The sequence below is a fragment of the Streptomyces sp. NPDC058373 genome (assembly GCF_042723275.1).
GTDB lineage: Bacteria > Actinomycetota > Actinomycetes > Streptomycetales > Streptomycetaceae > Streptomyces.
Genome location: NZ_JBHXJE010000003.1, coordinates 24164 through 42595 on the forward strand (window position 1 = coordinate 24164; position 18432 = coordinate 42595).

Below are 18432 nucleotides of genomic sequence, written 5' to 3' on the forward strand. Positions count from 1 at the left end.
CTCCCGGTGGGGCGAGGGTGCGTTCGAGCGAACCCAAGTTATCCGGCGGATGCCTGAAGCCACCAGGCAGGACTGGGACGCATGGCCGGAGATCACGACACGGTACGGCCGGAGCCCGGCCACCAGTGGGTGACCGGGCTCCGTGAAGCGGGGTGGGGTGTGGCGATCGGGCCGTCAGGCCTTGCCAGGATCGGCGCCCTGGCCGCTGCCCTCGGAGTCCTTGTCGCTCTCCTTGTCGGCGGACTTGCCGGAGTCCTTCTTGGAGTCCCCGGCCGCCGAGCCCTTGGTGTTGGCCTTGGTGACCGCCGCGACGGCCTCCTTGCCGGCCTTGGTGGCGTCGCCGATCAGGGTCTTGGTCTTGGGGGAGCTCTGGCCGGCGAGGCCCGCGCCGTTGTAGTCGACGGTGACCACGACGTTCTCGACGCGGGTGACCAGCGACTGCTGCTTGAAGGTGCCTTCCTTCTTCTTCAGCTCGTACGAGACGACCGTCGCGGCGTCGCCCGTCCCGGCGACCGGCTCGGCGGCGACCTTCTTGGCGTCCTCGGTGGCCTTGGCGTCGGCGATCTGCTTCGCGTAGTACGTCTCGGCGCGCTTCTGGCCGGAGCCGAGCGCCTCGTCCGAGTCGAACCGCATCAGGGAGACGTGCAGCCAGCGGAACTGGGAGCCGTCGACACCCTTGGTGTCCAGGCTGTTCCACGAGCAGGTGGCGCGCGAGGCGGTGTCGTCGGACTTGCCGGTCTTGCCCTTGAGGCTCTTCGCCTCGGGGACCAGGTCCTTCAGCGTCTTCTCGGAGAGCGTGTCGCACGCTTCCGGAAGTGTGCCGTACGCGGCCTTCTCCACTGCCGGGGCGGAAGCCGAGGCCGACGAGGCCGACTTGTCCTTCTGCGCGCCGTCGGCGCCGGAGGAGTCGTCCGAGGAGCAGCCGGAGGCGACGAGGATCACCGGGACGGCGGCGCAGGCGAGTATGCGGGAGAGTCGCTGTGCTGGTCGGTGCATGGTTCCTTCGCTCAAGTCGTGCGGTCGGGCCGAACCGGACGGATCGGGTGGTCCGAGGGGTCACCGTACGCCGAAGGGGCGGTGCGACCCACCCGTCCCGGAGGCGCGCGCGGGGGCGCGGGGGGTCACACGTCGCTCAGCCGCTCGGCCAGCTTGGCCGCCAACTCACGCGCCTTTTCCTGCATGGACGCGCTGTCGGGGACCTCGGCGACCTGCCTCGGCTGTGCCTCGTACTCCACGGTGACGATGACGTTGGACGTGCGGAACACCACAGTGACGGTGCGCTGGCCGGAGCCGGAGGAGGAGGTCGCCAGGTGGTCGTCGATGAAGGCGTCGTCGGCCAGCTCGTCCAGCAGCCGCGGCTCCAGCCCCTCGGCGGGGACGGCCGGGTCGGCCTCCTCCTCGGTGGGCGACTCCCCCTTGCCGTCCGTGCCGCCCTTCCCGGGCTTGCCCGGGGCCTCGGGGGAGGCGCCCTTCCCCGCCTCGCCGTCGGCCGGGGCGGTGGCGCGGGACTCGTCGCGGTCGGCCTTCGGCTGATCGGAGGAGCGGGCACCGGCGGGCTCGTCGCGGGGGTCGGAGGGAAGCGGCAGGTCCGCCTCCTTCATGCGGTCCCCGTAGACCGCCTGGGCACGGGCGTCGTCGCTGACCGAGGCCGAGTACGAGACGACCCGCTCGAAGTCGATCCGCAGCAGGTGCCCGGCGTTCGCCGAGTCCACCTTCCAGCGGCAGCCGGTGCGCCGGTCCGAGTCGTAGGTGGCCGAGGCGGTCCCCTCGTACGCCTTCTGCCGCTGCTCCTCGTCGAGCGCGGCGAGCCCCGGGAGCATCGCGTCGAGCGTGCCGGGCTCCACCGAGCTGCACGGCTGCGGCAGGGTCTGGTATTTGCCGGGCTCGGCCTGGGCGGTGGTCGCCTCGCTCCCGGCGGGCTTGGCGTCGGGGGAGTCCTCGGCGGCCGGGTCGCCGGTGCAGCCCGCCGCGCCGAGGGCCGCCAGCAGCACCAGTGCGCCGGTCACCCGCGCCCTGCGGGGATACGCCTTACGCGCCACGGTCGGGGCTCCTCTCGTACGGCTTCGTAGCCCGCCGCCCGGACCGGCCCGGAACGGTGGCCGGACCCGGCGACGCGCCGGAAATCCAGTTGCCGCGCTGAGGCGGCCGATGGACACAATGTGTATCGCACGCGCCGCCGGGGACGCCGGTCGACCGCCCTCTATGCGGGGGTTGGTCCCGTTATTTGGCCGGGTATTCGCGCGTGGACATCCAGCGGCCCACGCCTCCTCGGGAGGGGTACGGCCGACGTACCGGGGGAACGAGACGAACATGGCTTACCAGGAGATTCCGGGCGCGCGCGTGCCCATCCGCATGTGGGCCGACCCGGCGGGGGTCGAGGAGGCGGCGATGCGCCAGCTCCACAACGTCGCCACTCTGCCGTGGATCAAGGGCCTCGCCGTCATGCCCGACGTGCACTACGGCAAGGGCGCCACCGTCGGCTCGGTGATCGCCATGCGTGACGCGGTCTGCCCGGCGGCCGTCGGCGTCGACATCGGCTGCGGCATGTCGGCGGTCCGCACCTCGCTGACCGCCAACGACCTGCCCGGGGACCTCTCCCGCCTCCGCTCCAGGATCGAGGAGGCCATCCCGGTCGGCCGCGGGATGCACGAGCGACCGGTCGACCCGACGCGGACCCACGGCTTCGGCACCAACCGCTGGGACGCCTTCTGGGACCGCTTCGACACCGTCGCCGACTCCGTCCACTTCCGGCGGGAGCGGGCCGCACACCAGATGGGCACGCTCGGTTCCGGCAACCACTTCGTGGAGGTCTGCACCGACACCGAGGGCGCGGTCTGGCTGATGCTGCACTCCGGGTCGCGCAACATCGGCAAGGAGCTGGCCGACCACCACATCGGCGTCGCCCGCGACCTGCCGCACAACCAGGGCCTGGTCGACCGCGACCTCGCCGTCTTCGTCGCCGGGACCCCGCAGATGGCCGCGTACCGCAACGACCTCTTCTGGGCGCAGGAGTACGCCAAGTACAACCGCACGCTCATGATGGACCTGCTCAAGCAGGTCGTCTCCCGCGAGTTCAAGAAGGCGCGGGTCGCCTTCGAGCCGGAGATCTCCTGCCACCACAACTACGTGAGCGAGGAGCGGTACGACGGGATGGACCTGCTCGTCACGCGGAAGGGGGCGATCCGGGCGGGGAGCGGGGAGTACGGGATCATCCCCGGGTCCATGGGGACCGGGTCGTACATCGTCAAGGGGCTCGGGAACGACGCCTCCTTCAACTCCGCCTCCCACGGGGCGGGGCGGCGGATGAGCCGGAACGCGGCGAAGCGGAGGTTCTCGGTGCGGGATCTCGCGGAGCAGACGCAGGGGGTGGAGTGCCGGAAGGACTCCGGGGTGGTGGATGAGATTCCGGGGGCGTACAAGCCGATCGAGCAGGTCATTGATCAGCAGCGGGATCTGGTTGCTGTGGTGGCTCAGCTCAAGCAGGTGGTGTGTGTCAAGGGGTGACGCCTGCGGCTGGGCTTGTGGGGTGGCCTCAAGCGCCGGCCGGGCTGTTCTTTTGGCTTGGGTCCGGTTGACCGTGCCGGTCAAAGACTGGCCTCAAGCGCCGGCCGGGCTGGGTTTGCTCGGGTCTCATCGGCCGTGCCGGTCAAAGATGGCCTCAAGCGCCGGCCGGGCTGATTTCTAGCCAGCTGCATACCCGCCGCAGCGCGCGGGTGACGTGGTTCAGCGTGCGTGGGTGACCGCGTAGATCATCACGAAGGCGACGATGTGGATGCCGAAGAAGAAGTAGCCGAGCGACCACCAGACGTACTTCTCGCTCCGGGTCTCCTCCGCCAGCCGACGGCGCTCCTGGGCGGTGGCGACGGGGCGCGCGGGCGGCCCGGCCTCGGGGGCGTGCTCGGTCGCGGCGTCGTCCGGGGCTTCGGGGCCGTTCGGCTCGGCGGAGGAGGCGGTCATGGGGTGGTCACTGCTCCCGGTGGACCTTGGTGTTGGAGGCCTGCGCGCGGGGGCGGACCACCAGCAGGTCGATGTTGACGTGGCTGGGGCGGGTCACCGCCCAGGAGACGGTGTCGGCGACGTCGTCGGCGGAGAGCGGCTCGGCGACGCCCGCGTAGACCTTCGCCGCCTTCTCGGTGTCGCCCCGGAAGCGGGTCAGCGCGAACTCGTCGGTCTTCACCATGCCCGGGGCGATCTCGATCACCCGCACCGGGGTCCCGACGATCTCCAGCCGCAGCGTCTCGGCGAGGACGTGCTCGCCGTGCTTGGCCGCGACGTACCCGGCGCCGCCCTCGTAGGTGGCGAGGCCCGCCGTGGAGGAGATCACCACGACGGTGCCGTCGCCGCTCGCGGTGAGGGAGGGCAGCAGGGCCTGGGTGATGTTGAGGGTGCCGATGACGTTGGTCTCGTACATCTGGCGCCAGTCGTCCGGCGCGCTGGAGGCCACCGGGTCGGCGCCGAGCGCGCCACCCGCGTTGTTCACCAGCACCGCGACCTTCTTGAAGGCGGTGGCGAACTCGTCCACGGCCGCCCGGTCCGTCACGTCCAGCGGGTACGCGGTGACGCTGTGCCCCGCCTCGGTGAGCTCGGCCGCGAGCGCCTCGATCCGGTCCTTGCGCCGCGCGGTGAGTACCACCCGGTACCCCGCCTCGGCCAGCTTCCGCGCCGTGGCCGCCCCGATCCCGCTGCTCGCACCGGTGACGACGGCGATCCGGTTACCGGAAGTGGACGCGGCGCTCATGGCGGTTTCTCCTCAGGCAGGGCTGGCGGGGACGGGCCCCGCCAGCATAGGCACGGCTCTCCGGGCAGGGGGAGCCCCGCCCGGAGCCGACCGGAGTCACCGCAGCAGCTTGGCGAAGTGGAAGGAGCGGATCGCGAACCCCTCGCGGAGGTAGAAGCGGTGGGCGTCGGTGCGCTGGGTGCCCGAGTCGAGGTCCAGGACCCGGCAGCCCAGCTCCCGGGCCCGCTCCTCCAGGTACGCGACGAGTTCCCGCCCCACGCCGGTGGAGCGGGACGCCTCGGCGGTGACCAGGTCGTCCACGTAGAGCTTGCGGACGGCGCTGGTGTTGGCGATCACGCGCCAGCCCGCGACGGCCGCGCAGTGGCCTTCCATGTCGTACAGCGCCGTGAAGCGGAGGCCCTGCGGGTGGCCGGTGGCGTAGACGTCCTCCAGGAGGCGGGGGGTGAGGTGGGGGCGGAGTTCGGCCAGGACCGGGAGGGCGTCGGCGAGGAGGCGGGGGTCGCCGGGGGCCAGGTCGATGATTTTCATGGCAGCACGGTATGCGCTGCGCTTGGCTCGGCCGAGGGGACGGTGGCCTACGGCCCGCCGAGGGCTGGGCTGCGGCCCGGCTGGGCCGGGTCCCCCGGCACCGGTACCGATCCCTGTTGGCCTCAAGCGCCGGCCGGGCTGGGTTCGGTTGCGGTCTCCTCGACGGCGCCGCTTCCTGATTGGCCTCAAGCGCCGGCCGGGCTTGGTTTGCCACTGTCCGATCGAACCGCAGCCACCACCCCGCCCGGCCGGCGTTTGAGGCCATCTTTGACCGAGCGGCGACCAACTCCAGCCCGGCCGGCGGTTGAGGCCGTTTTTGACCGGCACGGTCGACCGAGCGGCGACCAACTCCAGCCCGGCCGGCGTTTGAGGCCAGTCAAGGGCGCGGCCCCACTGGCCGACTCCGGCCGCCCGCGAGGGCCCTCCCCAGGTGGGGAAGGGCGACCCCTGGCACACTGGTACAGGGGCCGTTTTGGGCCGATACGGGACGTGGTGCGGGCCAGTCGCGACGCCCTCCCGGGCCCGGGAATACCTCGGCTCCGAGCTCCGTTGGGTGGGTATAGTTGAACAATCAACAACCTTCGGAAGGTGACCAGCCATGCAGTTCGGGATCTTCAGCGTCGGCGACGTCACGCCCGACCCCACGACCGGCCGGACCCCGACGGAGGCCGAGCGGATCAAGGCGATGACGCGGATCGCCGTCAAGGCGGAAGAGGTCGGCCTCGACGTCTTCGCCACCGGCGAGCACCACAACCCGCCGTTCGTCCCCTCCTCGCCCACCACCATGCTCGGCTGGGTCGCCGCCCGCACCGAGAACCTCGTCCTCTCCACCGCGACGACCCTCATCACCACCAACGACCCGGTGAAGATCGCCGAGGACTTCGCGATGCTCCAGCACCTGGCCGACGGCCGGGTGGACCTGATGATGGGACGCGGCAACACCGGCCCGGTCTACCCCTGGTTCGGCAAGGACATCCGCGAGGGCATCCCGCTGGCCATCGAGAACTACGCCCTGCTGCACAAGCTGTGGCGCCAGGACGTGGTCGACTGGGAGGGCAAGTTCCGTACGCCGCTCCAGTCCTTCACCGCCACCCCGCGCCCGCTCGACGGCGTCCCGCCGTTCGTCTGGCACGGCTCCATCCGCTCCCCGGAGATCGCCGAGCAGGCCGCGTACTACGGCGACGGCTTCTTCCACAACAACATCTTCTGGCCCATGGAGCACACCAAGCGGATGGTGCGCCTCTACCGCAACCGGTACGCGCACTACGGCCACGGCACCCCCGAGCAGGCCATCGTCGGCCTCGGCGGCCAGGTGTTCATGCGGAAGAACTCCCAGGACGCGGTCCGCGAGTTCCGCCCGTACTTCGACAACGCCCCGGTCTACGGCCACGGGCCCAGCCTGGAGGAGTTCACCAGCCAGACCCCGCTGACCGTCGGCTCGCCCCAGCAGGTGATCGAGCGGACCCTCAGCTTCCGTAAGGACGTCGGCGACTACCAGCGCCAGCTGTTCCTGATGGACCACGCGGGACTGCCGCTCAAGACGGTTCTCGAACAGCTCGACATCCTCGGCGAGGAGGTCGTCCCCGTCCTGCGCGAGGAGTTCGCCAAGGACCGCCCGGCCGACGTCCCCGACGCCCCCACCCACGCCTCCCTGCGCGCCCGCGCCGAGGAGAGCGCCGACCGCGAGGCGGTGACCAAGTGACCGAGTTCCCCGTCCGGTCCGGCGACCGCCCCGCCGCCGAGGCCCCCGACGACCTGGCCAACGAACCGCGCCACAGCGCCGACGACCATGTCTCCCCATCCGGTCCGCTGCGGATCGTCGTGGTCTCGGCGGGGCTGAGCGTGCCCTCCTCCACCCGGCTGCTCGGCGACCGGCTCGGCGAGGCCGTCACCCGCGACCTGGCGGCGGCGGAGACCCCCGTCCGGGTCGACACCGTCGAACTCCGCGACCTGGCCACCGACATCGCCCACCACTTCACCTCCGGCTTCCCCGGGGCGAAGCTGAGCGCGGCGCTCGACCAGGTCACCGGCGCCGACGCGGTCATCGCCGTCACGCCGATCTTCACCGCCTCCTACAGCGGCCTGTTCAAGTCGTTCTTCGACGTGATCGACCAGGAGGCGCTGACCGGCAAGCCGGTGCTGATCGCCGCCACCGGCGGCACCGCCCGCCACTCCCTCGCCCTCGAACACGCCCTGCGCCCGCTCTTCGCCTACCTGCGGGCGGTGGTCGTCCCCACCGCCGTCTACGCGGCCTCCGAGGACTGGGGCAACACCGACGGGCTCAACCGCCGCGTCGACCGGGCAGCCGCCGAACTCGCCGCGCTCCTCACCGGTGGCCGCCGCCGGACCTCCGGCGCCCGCGACCCCCTGGAGGAGGTCGTCCCCTTCGCCGAGCAACTGGCCGCCCTGCGCGTCCAGGAGTAACAAGGACGCCGGTACGACGCGACGGGCGGGACCTGACACGGCGGTGCCCCGGACCGGGCGAGGTCCGGGGCACCGCCGTGTCAGATCCTCGTGGGCCTGGGCTGAGGGTCAGGCCGCGCGGCCGCCCGGGCCCTCGGGGCCACGCTGCTCGCCCGCCGGGCGGGGCTGCTGCCCGGGGAGCGGCTCGGTGGCGTAGTACACCGCCTGGCCCGGCCGGTCCTGGCCCTCGACGCCCTGGCGGGACTCCTCCTTCATGGCTTTGGCCTCGCTCTTGAGGATGCGGGCCGCCTTGCCCGAGGAGCGGGCCAGGTCCGGCAGCCGCTTCACGGCGAGAACGGCGACGATCACGAGCAGGATGACGGCGAGTTCGCTGATGCCGAGCATGGGTGTCCTGTCTGTTCCTCGGGCAGCCGCACCCCCTCGGGGCGACCGGTACTACAGCACTGTAAAAGGCGCGGGCCGGGCGCGACAGGGCGTCTGGCCAGGACCGGCCACCGCTGCCGCCCCCTACGGGTCAGCCCTCGTCATCCTCGTCGTCGCCCTCGAAGAAGTCGCCGACCTCGTCCACGACTTCGGCCGCGACCAGGCCGCCCGCCACCCCGACCGCCAGCCCGGCGGCGCCGGCGGCGACGGCCGTCCCCACGCCGGGACCGGACCGGTGCCCGTCGTGATGGCCGTGGTGCCCGCCCGCGTACGGGTCGTGGTGGCCGTACGCGGCGTGTGCGCCGTAGGCCGCGCGGTGCTCCACCAGCTCGCGGATCCAGCCGTCGACCTCGGTGGCCCAGTCGCGGCCCGCCACGTCCTCGTGGGAGACGGTGAACCGGGTCAGGGCGTCGTGGCCCGGGGTGAACATCCCGCCGCGCTTGTCGGCCTCCAGGACGATCTCCAGGCCGCCGGGGTGGGCGAGGAAGGTCACCTCGATCTCGTTGACCGCGTGGGCGTACTGGGGCGCCGGGGAAAGCTCGATCTCCTGGTAGAAGGGGAGTTGCTGGCCGGTGCCGCCGATCCGGCCGTACTCCAGGTCGGCCGAGCGGAAGCCGAAGCCCAGCTGGCCGAGCGCCTCCAGGACCGCCTCCTGGGCCGGGAGGGGGCCGACCGCCAGCGGGTCGAGGTCGCCCTTGTCCTTGGCGCCGGCCACCGCCAGCTCGGTGCGGACCCCGAGGACGACGCCGAGCGGCTGGCCGTACAGCTCGTTGACCGGGGTCTCCCAGGGGAGGACCACCGAGAACGGCACCACCTGCTCGGTCTCGGCGGCGAGACGGAAGCCGCCCCCCACCGCGTACCGCTCGAAGGCGACCGTGCCGTGCTGCTCGCCCCCCTCGGTCTCGGCCTCGACCCGGGCGATCAGCTCCAGGGTGATCTCGGTGATGTCGAAGTCCGAGCTGCCGCCCTTGAGATGGACCCGGCCGGTGAGGGCGCCGCCGGGCACGGCCGCGCTGCCGGAGCCGGGGGCGGCGTCGAGGACGGTGTCGACGGTGGGCCCGCCCACGCCGAGCGAACCGAGGAGCCGTTTGAACACCATGTCGGGCGTTCTCCTTCACGATCTGCTGTACAGCCCTGCCTGCGGGAACTGCTTCTACAGTCCCGTCGAAGCATAGGACTGCCCAGACCGCTGACGCTTCATCATCATCCGTTCGAGGAACGTCGAATACGGCCGGAAAACGACCCTCGGGCAGGCGGAGGCGACACGTGTCCCGGCGGGCGGCGCTCGCGGCCGGGGTCAGTCCTCGGGGGTCACGGCCACACCAGGCAGTACGGCTGGTGCCCCGCCTCGTGCAGCCGGTGGCTGAAGTCCTGCCACTCGTGGAGCAGCCGGTAGACGTTGAACGCGTCGCTCGGGCCGCCGCGGTCGGGGACCGTCGACCAGATGAAGGCCGCCGCGCCCACCGACTCCTCGCCGATGCCCCGCAGCGGGTCCACCACCGTCATCGGCAGCTTGACCACCGCGTAGTCCGGGTGGAGGACGACCAGTTCGAGCGGCGGGACCCGGTGCAGCGGTATGCCCTCGATGCCGGTCAGCACCATGGCCGAGACCGTCTCCGGCTTGATGCGGGTGAACATGCCGCCCATGCCCAGCTCGTCCCCGCCCAGCTCCTCGGGGCGCATCGAGAGCGGCACCCGGGCCGCCGTGGCGCCGTTGGGCGCGCCGAAGTACTTGTAGGTCACCCCCACCCGGCCACCACTCCTGATCTCACCCTGCCCGGTCTTCCCCCGGCCGGTCTCCCCCCGCACCGGCTCCACACCACCGCGCGTCGGCGCCTGATCCTGAGCCCGAGATGCGGCGTCGCGCCGGTGCTTTCCCCTCCGGGCACGCCGGGGCCCGAGGTCGCCGGTCCCCTCGCCCAGTCCGCCACCGCGATGCATATCTCCACCCGAGTGCTTTTCCGCGCCGCACAGCCCGCCGCGCAACCCGATCATCGTGTCATTGGCCTCCCCCGCCGACGTGGAGCGAAACGTCCGCCGAACACCGGTCCGCAGGAACTTCGAAGGCTCTGACACCATGGCTTGTGTGACCTATCAGTACGAAGCCCCAGTTTCGCAGACGCTCTTCGACCGTGCGGCCTCCGTGACGCCCGGCGGCGTGAACTCTCCCGTGCGCGCCTTCGGCGCGGTGGGCGGAACGCCCCGGTTCATGGTGTCCGGTACGGGTCCGTACCTCACCGACGCCGACGGCCGCGAGTACGTCGACCTCGTCTGCTCGTGGGGGCCGATGATCCTCGGCCATGCCCACCCCGAGGTCGTCGCCGCCGTCCAGGAGGCGGTGGCCCGCGGCACCTCCTTCGGTACGCCCGGTGAGGGCGAGGTGGCGCTCGCCGAGGAGATCGTCGCCCGGATCGAGCCGGTGGAGCAGGTCCGCCTGGTCTCCTCCGGTACCGAGGCGACCATGTCCGCGATCCGGCTGGCCAGGGGCTTCACCGGCCGCGCCAAGGTGATCAAGTTCGCCGGGTGCTACCACGGCCACGTCGACGCGCTGCTCGCCTCGGCCGGCTCCGGGCTCGCCACCTTCGCCCTGCCCGACACCCCGGGCGTCACCGGGGCCCAGGCCGGCGACACCGTCGTGCTGCCCTACAACGACCTCGACGCCGTCGCCGCCGCCTTCGCCGCCCACCCCGGCGAGATCGCCTGCGTCATCACCGAGGCCGCCCCCGGGAACATGGGCGTCGTCCCGCCCGGCGAGGGGTTCAACGCCGGGCTGGCCCGGCTCTGCCGCGAGAACGGCGCGCTCTTCGTCTCCGACGAGGTCATGACCGGCTTCCGCACCTCCCGCGCCGGGTGGTACGGCGTCGAGGGCGTCCGGCCCGACCTGATGACCTTCGGCAAGGTCATGGGCGGCGGCTTCCCGGCGGCGGCCTTCGGCGGCCGCGCCGACGTGATGGCCTCGCTCGCCCCCGCCGGGCCCGTCTACCAGGCCGGCACCCTCTCCGGGAACCCGGTCGCCACCGCCGCCGGGCTCGCCCAGTTCCGCCTGCTCGACCAGGGCGCGTACGACCGGATCGACGCGGTCTCCGCCGAGCTGCGCGGGCTGGTCTCGGCGGCGCTGGGCAAGGAGGGCGTTGCGCACCGGGTGCAGAACGCCTCCAATATGTTCTCGGTGTTCTTCACCGCCGACGAGGTCCGCGACTACGACGACGCGAAGCGGCAGGAAAGCTTCCGCTTCACCGCGTTCTTCCACTCGATGCTGGCGCAGGGGGTCTACCTCCCGCCGTCCTCCTTCGAGTCCTGGTTCGTCTCGACGGCGCACGACGACCGCGCCGTCGAGCGGATCGCCGCCGCCCTCCCGGCCGCGGCCCGCGCGGCGGCCGAGGCCACGGCATGAGCCAGGGCCCGGGAACGAGCGAAGGGGAAGGGAACGCGATGAGCGCCGACGACATCACCGTCGTCCACCTGATGCGGCACGGAGAGGTGGAGAACCCTTCGGGGATCCTCTACGGGCGGCTGCCCGGGTACCACCTCTCCGAGCTGGGGCGGAAGATGGCCGACCGGGTGGCCGAGCACCTCGCCGGGCGGGACGTCACCCACGTCGCCGCCTCCCCGCTGGAGCGGGCGCAGGAGACCGCGACGCCGGTCGCGCAGGCGCACGGGCTGGAGCTCGGGTCGGACGCGCGGCTCATCGAGGCGGGGAACGTCTTCCAGGGGAAGGCGTTCGGTGTCGGGGACGGGGCGCTGCGGAAGCCCGCCAACTGGCGGCATCTGACCAATCCGTTCCGGCCCTCGTGGGGGGAGCCGTACATCGACCAGGTGGTGCGGATGACCGCGGCGCTCGACGCGGCTGCCGCCGCCGCCCGGGGGCATGAGGCGGTGCTCGTCAGCCACCAGCTGCCGATCTGGACCGTCCGGAGTTACGTGGAGCGGCGCCGGCTCTGGCATGACCCTCGGCGGCGTCAGTGCTCACTCGCTTCGCTGACCTCCTTCACGTATCGCGGTGACCGGGTCGTTTCCGTCGGCTACTCCGAGCCGGCCCGGGATCTCGTGCCCGAGCACTTGCTGCCCCGCCGCTGAGCATCCCCCCGGGGTCAGGCCCACTGGGCCTGGCCCCTTTTTTTGCCTCAAACGCCGGCCACCCATCAGCCCGGTCGGCGCCTGAGACCACTGAAGCCCGGCCGGTGCTTGAGGCCATCTTTCAGCCTGGCCGGCGCTTGAGGCCGAACCGGCCCGGCCTGCGCTTGAGGCCAGTCGCGGACGGGTCCCGCGCGGGGGCTTCGTCACCAGTTGTGACGTTCAGGGGTGAGGTGTGGAGTTCTGGCAGACGGGTGGTCGGGAGGGGAACCTGTGTGTGGGTCTCGGCCTCTAACCCCTTGTCGGCGTTGTATGGGGGCAACGCAGAAAGGGGATATCATGCGACAAATCACCCGTCGAGGCCTGCTGGCTCTGAGCGCGGGGGCGACAACCGCTCCCCTTCTGGCGGCATGCGGCGTGGGCAACGCGGGCACCGGCACCCCGGGCTCCGGGGACGGCCCGGCCGGGAGCGGTGAGCCGGGCGGCGGCAAGCCGGACAAGGCCAAGGCGGAGCTGATCGGGGACGGCTCGACCTCGTACACGGGGAAGCAGCCGCGTCAGCCCGAGGCGCCGAAGCCGCTGGAGCCCGGCGAGAAGCCGCCGCAGTTCGTGGTCTTCTCCTGGGACGGGGCGGGGGAGGTGGGGAACGGGCTGTTCACCCGGTTCCTGGACCTCGCCGAGCAGCACGACGCGCACATGACCTTCTTCCTCTCGGGGCTCTACCTGCTCCCGGAGTCGAAGAAGCGGCTGTACAGCCCGCCGAACAACGCCGTCGGCGCCTCCGACATCGGGTACCTGACCGACGCCCACATCAAGGACACCCTCGCGGGCGTACGCCGCGCCTGGCTCGACGGCCACGAGATCGGCACCCACTTCAACGGCCACTTCTGCGCCGGCTCGGGCTCGGTCGCCCACTGGACCCCGGCCCAGTGGGGCGCCGAGATCGAACAGGCCAAGGCCTTCGTCCAGCAGTGGCGCACCCACACGGGTTGGGAGGACGAGGACCCGCTGCCGTTCGACTACGACAAGGAGCTGGTCGGCGGCCGTACCCCCTGTCTCCTCGGCCAGAACAACCTGCTGCCGAAGGCCCGTGAACTGGGCTGGCGGTACGACGCCTCCTCGCCCGGCGGCCGGCAGACCTGGCCGGTGAAGCGCGAGGGGCTGTGGGACCTGCCGCTCCAGGCGGTGCCGTTCCCGGGCCGCTCCTTCGAGACGCTCTCGATGGACTACAACTTCATGTACAACCAGTCCCAGAACTCCACCCAGGGCCCGCCCGGCAACTACCCGGCCTGGCGCGAGCAGGCCACCGGCGCCTACATGGCCGGTTTTCGCCGGGCGTACGAGTCGAACCGCGCGCCCCTCTTCATCGGCAACCACTTCGAGGAGTGGAACGGCGGCATCTACATGGACGCCGTGGAGGAGTCGCTGAAGCAGATGGCCGGGGAGAAGGATGTCCGGCTCGTCTCGTTCCGGCAGCTGGTCGACTGGCTCGACGCGCAGACCCCTCAGGTGCTCGCCAAGCTCCGTTCGCTGGGCGTCGGCGAGGCACCGCCCGGCGGCTGGAAGGCGTACCTGAAGGCGGACGGCTCCGGTACGCCCAGGGAGAGCGGCGACGGCGAGGAGACGGGCGGCGTGGGCCGCAAGGGCCCCGGCGCCTGAGGGGGAAGGAACGATTCCGCACGCCCGGAAATCACCCCTGACATGCGCTGATGCACCGTAAAGGGGGGTGCCCAAGATCCCCGGGGCCGACATGGGAAACTTTTCACATGAGTGCCGCCTGCCGCGTCCCCCGCTCTCGCCGTGTCCTTTCCCGGCGCCTGGCCCTGACCGCCTCGGCCGCCGTCGCCGCCCTGCTGCTGACGGCCTGCGGCGAGGGCGACGGCGGCAGTGCGCAGAGCGGTTCCGGCGCCAACTACGTCGCGGGCAAGGACGGCGTCTCCGAGGTGGCCAAGGGTGACCGCAAGGACGCCCCGGAGATCAAGGGCGAGACCCTCGACGGCGGAACCTTCGACCTCGCCGACCACCAAGGCGAGGTCGTCGTCGTCAACGTCTGGGGCTCCTGGTGCGCCCCCTGCCGCGCCGAGGCGCCCAACCTGGTCAAGGTCGCCGCGGACACCGCCGACCAGGGCGTCCAGTTCGTCGGCATCAACACCCGCGACCCCAACAAGGGCCCGGCCGTCGCCTTCGAGAAGGACTACGAGGTCGAGTACCCGAGCCTCTACGACCCGCAGGGCAAGCAGATCCTGCGCTTCCCGCGCGGCAGCCTCTCCCCGCAGGCCATCCCCTCCACGGTCGTCATCGACCGGGACGGGAAGATCGCGGCCCGCACCCTCCAGGCGGTGAGCGAGAAGCAGCTGCGGGCGATGATCGACCCGGTCCTCGCGGAGAAGTGACCCCCGTGTCCGCGCCCGTGACCGAGGCCGCCGCCTTCCTCGCGGCCATGCCCAACGAGACCGTGCAGGGCGGCGCCCTCCTACTGGCCCTTCCGATCGCGCTGCTCGCCGGGCTCGTCTCGTTCTTCTCGCCCTGCGTGTTGCCGCTCGTCCCCGGCTACCTCTCCTACGTCACCGGCATCAGCGGCACCGACCTCGGCGAGGCCCGCCGGGGCCGGATGGCGCTCGGCGCCTCGCTCTTCGTCCTCGGCTTCACCGTGGTCTTCGTCTCCGGCGGCGCCCTCTTCGGCGGCATCGGGATGACCCTCCAGGAGCACCGCGAGATCATCTCCCGTGTGCTGGGCGGCCTGACGATCCTGCTCGGCCTCTTCTTCATGGGCGGCATGTCCTGGCTGACCCGCCGGGAGTTCCGCTTCCACGCCAAGCCCGAACGCGGCCTGTGGGGCGCGCCGATGCTCGGGGTCCTCTTCGGCATCGGCTGGACGCCCTGCATGGGCCCGACCCTGGCCGCCGTCACCAACCTCGCCCTCGTCGACGGCACCGCCGGGCGCGGCGCGCTGCTGATGGTCGTCTACTGCCTCGGTCTCGGCGTCCCCTTCATACTGGCCGCCGTGGCGTTCCGGAAGGCGCTCGGCGCCTTCGGCTGGGTCAAGCGGCACTACGCGTGGGTGATGCGGATCGGCGGCCTCATGCTGATCGCCACCGGCCTGCTCCTCGTCACCGGCGCCTGGGACCACCTGGTCCAGGAGATGCAGGTGTGGACGAGCGGCTTCGAGGTGGGGATCTGACCGTGCCCGACCGACCCGGCCCCGGCGGCCCCGCCCGCCGCCCGCACGTACCCCCGCCCGCCGAAGACCCCGAAGAGAAGCGCGAAGGCACCCTGGTGACGAACAGCCCCGATCCTGCGAAGGCGGACACCGCCGTCGCGGACGACCGCGAGCTGAGCGAGGCCGGCTCCCAGCTCTCCACGACCCCCCTGGAGGCGCCGGAGGAGGGGCAGTCCGTCCCGGGCTCCTTCGGCGGTGTCCGCAAGCCGGGCCTGGGCGGCGCGCTCGCCTGGACCTGGCGCGAGTGCGCCGGCTGGGCCCGCTGGTTCTGGCGGCAGCTCACCTCGATGCGGGTGGCGCTGATCCTGCTCTTCCTGCTCTCGTTCGGCGCGATCCCCGGCTCGCTCATCCCGCAGACCGGCATCGACGAGCTGAAGGTCGAGGAGTTCCGCGAGGCCCACGAGACGCTCTCGCCGATCTACGACAAGCTCGGCCTCTTCAACGTCTACAGCTCGGTGTGGTTCTCCGCGATCTACATCCTGCTCTTCGTCTCCCTGATCGGCTGCATCGTCCCGCGCACCTGGCAGTTCGTCGGCCAGCTCCGCGGCCGCCCGCCGCGCGCCCCGCGCCGCCTGGACCGGCTTCCGGCCTACGCGACCTGGCGGACCGGCGCCGACCCCGACGAGGTCCGCGAGGCGGCGCTCGGCCTGCTGAAGAAGCGCCGCTTCCGGGCGGACCACGCGGGCGACGCCGTCTCCGCCGAGAAGGGCTTCCTCCGGGAGGCGGGGAACCTGATGTTCCACGTCTCGCTGATCATCATCCTGGTCGCCTTCGGCATCGGGCAGCTCTACAAGTACGAGGGCGGCAAGCTCATCGTGCAGGGCGACGGCTTCTCCAACACGCTGACCCAGTTCGACGACTTCAAGCCCGGCAGCCTCTTCGACACCGAGGACCTGCCGCCGTTCAGCTTCACCCTGGACAAGTTCAGCGGCACGTACGAGGAGTCCGGGCCGCAGCGCGGCACACCGCGCACCTTCGAGGCCGACGTCACCTACACCGAGTCGCCGGACGCCGAGCCGAAGAAGCGGACCATCGAGGTCAACCGGCCGCTGGAGGTCGACGGCTCCAAGGTCTACCTGATCAGCCACGGCTACGCCCCTGTCGTCACCGTCCGCGACGGGCGCGGCGAGGTCGCCTTCAAGGGCCCGGTCCCGCTGCTGCCGATCGACTCGAACTTCACCTCCACCGGTGCCGTCAAGGTCCTCGACGGCTACCGCGACAAGGACGGCGAGAAGACCCAGCTCGGGTTCAACGCCTTCTTCGTGCCGACCTTCGCCGGTGAGGGCAAGGGCGAGATGTTCTCGCAGTTCCCCGCGTTGGACTTCCCCGTCCTCGCGCTCTCCGCGTACCACGGCAGCCTCGGTGTGGACTCCGGGCTGCCGCAGAACGTCTACCAGCTCGACACCAGCAAGATGACCGAGTTCAAGGACGACCAGGGCGAGCTGCTCAAGCAGCGGATGCTGCCCGGGGAGACCATGGAGCTGCCCGACGGCATGGGCTCGGTCACCTTCGAGGACGAGATCGAGGAGTGGGCCAGCTTCCAGGTGTCGCACCAGCCCGGCAGCGGACTCGCCCTCACCGGGGCGATCGCCGCCATCGCCGGACTGGCCGGCTCCCTCTTCATCCAGCGGCGCCGGGTGTGGGTCCGGGCCGTGCGGGGTGACGACGGGGTGACCGTCGTCGAGATGGCCGGACTCGGCCGCAGTGAATCCGCGAAGCTTCCCGAGGAACTGGCCGAGCTGGCCGGAGACCTCCACGACCGGGCGCCCACCGCCGCAGAGAACGCGGCCGAGTCCGCCGCCGAACCCGAAGCCGTTCCTTCCGAAGGGGCAGAGAAGTGAATCTCGCCGCCGCCGCCAACGAGAACCTGGCCCAGTACAGCAACTGGCTGGTCTACTCCTCGATGGCCGTCTACACCCTGGCCTTCTTCGCCCACATCGCCGAGTGGGTGCTCGGCGGGCGCAGCAAGGTCGGCCGCACCGCCGCCGCGCTCAGCGGCGAGCAGGGCGAGAAGGCCGCCGCACCCGGCGTGACCGTCCGCCAGAAGAACGGCTCGACCGCCGTCCTGGACCGGCCCAAGGTCGTCACCCGCTCCGCCGCGGGCACCCGTGACGTCCCCGACGGCCCGGGCGCCGCGGGCCACGACGCGCAGGGCGACGTCTACGGCCGCATCGCCATCTCCCTGACGGTCCTCGCCTTCGTCCTGGAGGCGGCGGGCGTGGTCGCCCGCGCCCTGTCGGTGCAGCGCGCGCCGTGGGGCAACATGTACGAGTTCTCCATCACCTTCACCACGGTGGCGGTCGGCACGTACCTCGCCCTCCTCTTCGCCGGGAAGAAGATCCGCTGGGTCGGCCTGCCCCTGGTCACCACGGTCCTGCTCGACCTGGGCCTGGCCACCACGGTCCTCTACACCGACAGCGACCAGCTGGCCCCCGCCCTCGACTCGTACTGGCTGTGGATCCACGTCTCCACCGCCATCTTCTGCGGGGCCGTCTTCTACCTCGGCGCCGTCGGCACCCTCGGCTACCTGCTGAAGGACTTCTACGAGGCGAAGGTCGCCCGGGGCGAGAAGACCAGCGCGCTCCGCGCCTCGATCATGGAGCGGCTGCCCGCCGCGTCGACCCTGGACAAGTTCGCCTACCGGGTCAACGCCGCGGTCTTCCCGCTGTGGACCTTCACGATCATCGCGGGCGCCATCTGGGCGGGCGACGCCTGGGGCCGGTACTGGGGCTGGGACCCCAAGGAGGTCTGGTCCTTCATCACCTGGGTCGCCTACGCCTGCTACCTGCACGCCCGCGCCACCGCCGGCTGGAAGGGCCGCAAGGCCGCCGCCCTGGCGCTGATCGCCTTCGGCTGCTGGCTCTTCAACTACTACGGCGTCAACATCTTCGTCACCGGCAAGCACTCCTACGCCGGGGTCTGAGGGCCGCCGCGGTTCTTTCCCGGAGGGGCCGACCCCGCGCGGGGCCGGCCCCTCCGGCGTGTCGCGCCGCGTGTCACAGGGGCGCGCCCGGCGCGCCGCGGC

At 71.6% G+C, this 18432-nt stretch carries 18 protein-coding genes; 10 read left to right on the plus strand and 8 right to left on the minus strand.

Translation table 11 applies throughout. The annotated features are described in order from the left end of the window. Window positions 1-174: 174 nt before the first annotated feature. Both ACFWMZ_RS02745 and ACFWMZ_RS02750 read right to left on the minus strand, forming a co-directional pair. The gene (locus ACFWMZ_RS02745; RefSeq protein ID WP_383178677.1) at window positions 175-996 is read right to left on the minus strand and encodes a DUF3558 family protein; all 822 of its coding nucleotides are present in this window, start codon (window positions 994-996) and stop codon (window positions 175-177) included. A gap of 125 nt (window positions 997-1121) precedes the next feature. Continuing rightward, a complete protein-coding gene (locus ACFWMZ_RS02750; RefSeq protein WP_383178679.1) occupies window positions 1122-2039 on the minus strand; it encodes a hypothetical protein in 918 nt (305 codons plus the stop codon). 271 nt (window positions 2040-2310) lie between these two features. Between ACFWMZ_RS02750 and ACFWMZ_RS02755 the strand changes: the two genes are divergently transcribed. Next, a complete protein-coding gene (locus ACFWMZ_RS02755; protein WP_383178682.1) occupies window positions 2311-3504 on the plus strand; it encodes an RtcB family protein in 1194 nt (397 codons plus the stop codon). Window positions 3505-3723: 219 nt separating this feature from the next. Here ACFWMZ_RS02755 and ACFWMZ_RS02760 read toward each other — a convergent pair whose 3' ends face one another. The 3 genes from ACFWMZ_RS02760 to ACFWMZ_RS02770 all read right to left on the minus strand — a co-directional run bounded on the left by ACFWMZ_RS02760 (window position 3724) and on the right by ACFWMZ_RS02770 (window position 5266). Then, window positions 3724-3957, minus strand: coding sequence for a hypothetical protein (locus tag ACFWMZ_RS02760; RefSeq protein WP_383178685.1), 234 nt, complete (start codon window positions 3955-3957; stop codon window positions 3724-3726). 7 nt (window positions 3958-3964) lie between these two features. After that, entirely contained in the window at window positions 3965-4738 is a 774-nt protein-coding gene (locus ACFWMZ_RS02765; RefSeq protein ID WP_383178688.1) for an SDR family NAD(P)-dependent oxidoreductase, read from the minus strand. A gap of 96 nt (window positions 4739-4834) precedes the next feature. After that, on the minus strand, window positions 4835-5266 hold the full coding sequence (locus ACFWMZ_RS02770; RefSeq protein ID WP_383178691.1) for a GNAT family N-acetyltransferase: 432 nt from the start codon (window positions 5264-5266) through the stop codon (window positions 4835-4837). A 598-nt stretch (window positions 5267-5864) separates the two neighbouring features. On the opposite strand from ACFWMZ_RS02770, the gene ACFWMZ_RS02775 reads away from it, so the two are divergent. Together ACFWMZ_RS02775 and ACFWMZ_RS02780 are read left to right on the plus strand one after the other, a co-directional pair. Next, entirely contained in the window at window positions 5865-6968 is a 1104-nt protein-coding gene (locus tag ACFWMZ_RS02775; protein ID WP_383178695.1) for an LLM class flavin-dependent oxidoreductase, read from the plus strand. Next, complete coding sequence (locus ACFWMZ_RS02780; RefSeq protein WP_383178698.1) at window positions 6965-7690, plus strand: FMN reductase; 726 nt, start codon at window positions 6965-6967, stop codon at window positions 7688-7690. Before ACFWMZ_RS02775 ends, ACFWMZ_RS02780 begins: the two co-directional genes overlap by 4 nt. Before the next feature lie 108 nt (window positions 7691-7798). Here ACFWMZ_RS02780 and ACFWMZ_RS02785 read toward each other — a convergent pair whose 3' ends face one another. From ACFWMZ_RS02785 to ACFWMZ_RS02795, 3 genes are all read right to left on the minus strand, one after another. Continuing rightward, window positions 7799-8074 carry a twin-arginine translocase TatA/TatE family subunit gene (locus ACFWMZ_RS02785; RefSeq protein ID WP_383178701.1) on the minus strand — a complete coding sequence of 92 codons (276 nt, stop codon included), beginning with the start codon at window positions 8072-8074 and terminating at the stop codon, window positions 7799-7801. Between the two features lie 130 nt (window positions 8075-8204). Then, window positions 8205-9212, minus strand: coding sequence for a sporulation protein (locus tag ACFWMZ_RS02790; protein ID WP_383199260.1), 1008 nt, complete (start codon window positions 9210-9212; stop codon window positions 8205-8207). 212 nt (window positions 9213-9424) lie between these two features. Beyond that, the gene (locus tag ACFWMZ_RS02795; RefSeq protein ID WP_383178706.1) at window positions 9425-10054 is read right to left on the minus strand and encodes a hypothetical protein; all 630 of its coding nucleotides are present in this window, start codon (window positions 10052-10054) and stop codon (window positions 9425-9427) included. Window positions 10055-10190: 136 nt separating this feature from the next. On the opposite strand from ACFWMZ_RS02795, the gene hemL reads away from it, so the two are divergent. From hemL to ccsB, 7 genes are all read left to right on the plus strand, one after another. Beyond that, entirely contained in the window at window positions 10191-11507 is a 1317-nt protein-coding gene (hemL, locus tag ACFWMZ_RS02800; RefSeq protein WP_383178709.1) for a glutamate-1-semialdehyde 2,1-aminomutase, read from the plus strand. Window positions 11508-11545: 38 nt separating this feature from the next. Further along, window positions 11546-12190 (plus strand): histidine phosphatase family protein, encoded by a 645-nt coding sequence (locus tag ACFWMZ_RS02805; protein WP_383178712.1) that lies wholly within the window; start codon window positions 11546-11548, stop codon window positions 12188-12190. A 336-nt stretch (window positions 12191-12526) separates the two neighbouring features. Further along, entirely contained in the window at window positions 12527-13846 is a 1320-nt protein-coding gene (locus ACFWMZ_RS02810) for a hypothetical protein (RefSeq protein ID WP_383199262.1), read from the plus strand. 107 nt (window positions 13847-13953) lie between these two features. Next, window positions 13954-14580 carry a TlpA family protein disulfide reductase gene (locus tag ACFWMZ_RS02815; protein WP_383178717.1) on the plus strand — a complete coding sequence of 209 codons (627 nt, stop codon included), beginning with the start codon at window positions 13954-13956 and terminating at the stop codon, window positions 14578-14580. Between the two features lie 5 nt (window positions 14581-14585). Continuing rightward, window positions 14586-15368 (plus strand): cytochrome c biogenesis CcdA family protein, encoded by a 783-nt coding sequence (locus ACFWMZ_RS02820; RefSeq protein ID WP_383178720.1) that lies wholly within the window; start codon window positions 14586-14588, stop codon window positions 15366-15368. Between the two features lie 95 nt (window positions 15369-15463). Continuing rightward, entirely contained in the window at window positions 15464-17248 is a 1785-nt protein-coding gene (locus tag ACFWMZ_RS02825; protein WP_383199411.1) for a cytochrome c biogenesis protein ResB, read from the plus strand. Then, window positions 17245-18330 (plus strand): c-type cytochrome biogenesis protein CcsB, encoded by a 1086-nt coding sequence (gene ccsB, locus ACFWMZ_RS02830; protein ID WP_383199264.1) that lies wholly within the window; start codon window positions 17245-17247, stop codon window positions 18328-18330. Before ACFWMZ_RS02825 ends, ccsB begins: the two co-directional genes overlap by 4 nt. The last annotated feature ends 102 nt before the right edge of the window (window positions 18331-18432 follow it).